Origin of the sequence: Microcoleus sp. T2B6 (assembly GCF_036700475.1) — a bacterium.
Classification (GTDB): Bacteria; Cyanobacteriota; Cyanobacteriia; order Cyanobacteriales; family Microcoleaceae; genus Microcoleus.
Map to the genome: position 1 here is coordinate 1 of NZ_JAUBOZ010000040.1, position 3,827 is coordinate 3,827.

General features: G+C 45.4%; 3 protein-coding genes and 1 pseudogene. 2 read left to right on the forward strand and 2 right to left on the reverse strand.

Annotated features, from left to right (window positions below; translation table 11 throughout):
• Both QUA00_RS18290 and QUA00_RS18295 read right to left on the reverse strand, forming a co-directional pair.
• Nucleotides 1–267, reverse strand: a pseudogene (locus QUA00_RS18290) (BamA/TamA family outer membrane protein); the annotation flags it as partial.
• 168 nt (nucleotides 268–435) lie between these two features.
• Nucleotides 436–636: a hypothetical protein gene (locus QUA00_RS18295; protein ID WP_006634481.1), complete on the reverse strand. Its 201-nt coding sequence runs from the start codon at nucleotides 634–636 to the stop codon at nucleotides 436–438.
• Between the two features lie 159 nt (nucleotides 637–795).
• On the opposite strand from QUA00_RS18295, the gene QUA00_RS18300 reads away from it, so the two are divergent.
• Together QUA00_RS18300 and QUA00_RS18305 are read left to right on the forward strand one after the other, a co-directional pair.
• Nucleotides 796–1,626: an alpha/beta hydrolase gene (locus QUA00_RS18300; RefSeq protein WP_333410643.1), complete on the forward strand. Its 831-nt coding sequence runs from the start codon at nucleotides 796–798 to the stop codon at nucleotides 1,624–1,626.
• Nucleotides 1,627–1,755: 129 nt separating this feature from the next.
• Nucleotides 1,756–3,237: an ATP-binding protein gene (locus tag QUA00_RS18305; RefSeq protein WP_333410645.1), complete on the forward strand. Its 1,482-nt coding sequence runs from the start codon at nucleotides 1,756–1,758 to the stop codon at nucleotides 3,235–3,237.
• The last annotated feature ends 590 nt before the right edge of the window (nucleotides 3,238–3,827 follow it).

Below are 3,827 nucleotides of genomic sequence, written 5' to 3' on the forward strand. Positions count from 1 at the left end.
TGTCCCCCCCTTAGTAGGGGCGGTGCCCCCGTGCCCGCCCTTGGTTAGGGGGGATCTAGACTTCGCTACAAACAAGAGAGACGGTGGGTTTAACGTTAAGTTATCACCAATGACCTCATCCTCCTCCCTCTGCGCCCTCTGCGCCTCTGCGGTTCCCTCTCTAAACTGGGCCTCAGTCGGTGCGGCACTCGGATCGATCGCCCGCGCTGCCAATTCGCCGCCACCCAGCGCCGCCAAAGTCAAAAATGCAATAATCGAAATTCGCATAGAGATTAAATTTAAAGCACACCCAACGCATATTACCCAAAACCGGGTTCCCTGCATAATTAGCCGAAAAGAAACCCGGTATTTTTGAGGCTACCGGGTTTCTGGGATGCTGAAATGTGGGAAAGTTCGATCGACTGCGGGCGATCTTAATGACCCAGAAAAATTTGTTTAAATAGCTTGTCGAGAAACACGTTTCTCAAAATGAGCCTGAGTCTGCTGCAACAGTTGTTCGCGACTATCCTTAGCGGTGGTAATGGTAGGGAGCAGGTTGCGAGCTTGTAAAGTCATGTGAAGCTGTAGGTGTGCTACGTACTCACTGACATCTTCGCGAAGAGAGCAAGCCGGGTACTGTTTTAAAGTAGAGTTCAAGGTGTTCTCCTGCTTTGGGTTTGTAGTTTTTTCTAATAATCATAGACAATATCATGGTCTATTTCTAACTGTGTACTCCGTAATGAAGTTTAACGTTTGAACTGCTTTTTTGTTACAATCCTTTACAAAGGTATCTTACCTATCAGGAGTCGATCGCCCATGCAGTCTCAAGCACTTGTAGGACAAAAGCACACATTAAGTACATTTGTCAATAGCACCACCCAAACAGCCGCCTACCTCGACATCGGGTGCGGCAGACCCTTATTGATGCTGCACGGTTTCTTAGGAGAAAAGACTTGCTGGCTGCCATTAATTGAGTTATTGCAATCTCAGTTTCGGTGCATCAGTTTAGATATGTTAGGTTTTGGAGAATCCAGCAAACCAGAAATCCGCTACGACGTAGCTGTAGAAGTTGCTTTTGTGCGGCAAGTTGTAGAACAACTAAATATCGAACCCTGCTACATCCTCGGACATTCTTTTGGCGGTTGGGTAGCATCTGCATATGCCCTAAAATATCCTAATTCTGTTAGCAGTTTAGTGTTAGCAGCACCGGCGGGCATTCGAGACGACACTTTTTGTGGTCAATACGATGCTTTGCGGCCGCTGCTGTGGGAAACCCCAGCCGTGGATTGGGCATTGCAGTTGGCAAAACCTTTTGCCAGTTTAGCGGGAAAAAGTGAGCAATTGCAGCAAATTTCCGGGTGGCGCAGGGAGTTGATGTCTCAACCAGTAGCAAGGTCATTTTTAATGAGTCGGATGAGGCCGGAAGACGCAGTTGATACAGTAGAAAAAGAAATTCACAAATTGCAAATTCCTACCTTAGTCATCGCAGCAGAGAGTGACGAAACAATTCCTCTATGGCACTGTGAAAGCTACGCGGGCGAGATACCGGGGGCCGAGTTAGCAATTATTCCCAATGCTGCTCACGGGTTGCCGCAAACTCAAGCTCCCATCATGGCCAAGTTGATTAGTAAATTTTTGAATAGTTAAGAAAAACTGTGCAACAAGCGGAATCCTGAAAATTGTGATAAGCCACAACGGGCAAATAATTGTGTTTTAGTATACTACTTTACTACGAAATACAGAATATATTGGTTAGTGTCTTGTACAATTATTTTTATGGCTCTTAAATCTTGTGTCAGCACGAGCTACAGACATTTAGTGGAGTCGGGGATATTACCAATGGCGGCAATGAGAAACTATTTTAATCTGGAACAAATTACGACAGCCAGAAAAATTAGTGCTGCGGTAATTAACATCAGCGGCCGCCAGCGAATGCTTTCCCAACGAACGGCTTTTTTTTGCATGAGGTTAGTTTGCTCTCAGAATGGGGTAGAAAGAGCAAAACTGCGCGGGAATTTGTTAGAGGCGATCGAGCTTATGGAAAAATCGCACCGCGACTTAATTAATATTGGCAGCAGCGTCAACTTAGTGAGTCCCCCTTCAGCCACCCTCAAGGCAATGTATTTTGAGCCGCCACTGTATTTAGACAAACAAGTACGCGCATATATCGATCGAATTAAAGCCTTGGTGCAAGTTCCCGATGCCGAACTCAGGCTGGAAAATTCCCATCTGCTGTACATTGTCGAAGCTGCGGGGGGCGAATTGCTAGAAGCTTTCGATGCCGTGGTGAGTCAATACCAGCAAGAAAGCGAAATCGAACAATTTGAAATCGACCTCAAACAGGTTGAACTTTATCAAGAAAGTTGTGCTGCTACCTCGAAAGCGGAAGCTCAAGCCGCCCAGCTCGATCGCGCACTTTGCGAACTAAAACAAACTCAAGCTCAACTCCTCCACAGCGAAAAAATGTCTTCGCTGGGGGCGCTAATGGCTAGTATCGTCCACGAAATTAATAACCCAGTTAGTTTTATTTACGGCAACTTGAGCCATGCCGCAATTTATACTCAAGATTTGTTGCACCTGCTGTGTCTCTATCAAGAATGCTATCCCAATCCCTGTCCCGATATCACAGCTAAAATCGAAGAGATAGATCTGGATTTTCTAGTTGAAGACTTGCCTAAAGTCATCTCTTCCATGCAAATGGGTTCCACTCGCATTCGCGAAATTGTCAAATCTATGGGCAACTTTTCGCGAACCGATAACAGTAACATGACCATGTGCGACTTGCACGACAGCATTGACAGCACCGTGTTAATTTTGCGAAACCGTCTCAATTCTCAAATAGACCGTCGCGACATTCAAGTCATTAAAAATTATGGAAAATTGCCTCTTGTAGAGTGTTATTCAGGACAGCTAAATCAAGTATTTATGAATCTAATTACCAACGCGATCGATGCTTTGGACGAGGTATCACAAAATCAGCCCAATGCTGCGCTAAAAATTTTGATAACCACAGAATTAGCAGGGCCCGATCGCGTGAGAGTGCGGATTGCTGACACGGGACCCGGAATGACACCAGAGATAAAAGAGCGAATGTTCGAGCAGTTTTTCACCACCAAGGAAATCGGTAAAGGTACCGGTTTAGGATTGTCTATTGTCTACAAAATCTTAGTAGAAAATCACCGAGGATCGCTCCGGTGCGAGTCGGAACCCTGTAAGGGAACCGAGTTTATCATTGAACTGCCGATCCAGCAAACTTAAGCAATTTACTAATCATCCAAATTTATCAAAAATTTGGGTTTAAAACCCTGTTCTTCTAGGACAGCTTTAATTTCTTAAAACTTTTTTCAAAAAGTCCGCTAGGTTCCGATATCTGGAGTATAGTATAAAAGTCAAGGTCAAATTCGCAATGCCCTCGTGAAACAGGACATGAGACACACTTTTAGGCATAAACCGGGGGACGCAGAGCAGCGAAAACTCTTTAAACAGCTAGAGGCTGAATTCAGTAAGCCTTAAACCAGTCAAAACAAACTATTTGTAGGATTGTTAAGTAGGGTAGGGCATACCCAAACTCTAGATAAGTATTCTAGTACGCTTTTGGAGACAGACCCGCTGGGGTGGCTGCTTGCTCAGGCTCGTTAATTGGTAGGATTCTACGGTTGAAAAGTCGGAGTATTGCCTTTCATGACGCAACACTTAAAGGTTAGTCGCTGAATTAAGAATCCCCGCACCTTGATAGTCGGGGAGTGTCAACTATGTTAACTGTGGCACGGGCGTCCCGCCTGTGTCAACTATGTTAACTGTGGCACGGGCGTCCCGCCTGTGTTAACTGTGTGTGGCACGGGCGGGAC

Excerpts from the sequence above, each read along its gene's own strand:
- QUA00_RS18300 (WP_333410643.1), top strand. The coding sequence starts at position 796 with ATGCAGTCTCAAGCACTTGTAGGACAAAAGCACACATTAAGTACATTT.
- QUA00_RS18305 (WP_333410645.1), top strand. The coding sequence starts at position 1,756 with ATGGCTCTTAAATCTTGTGTCAGCACGAGCTACAGACATTTAGTGGAG.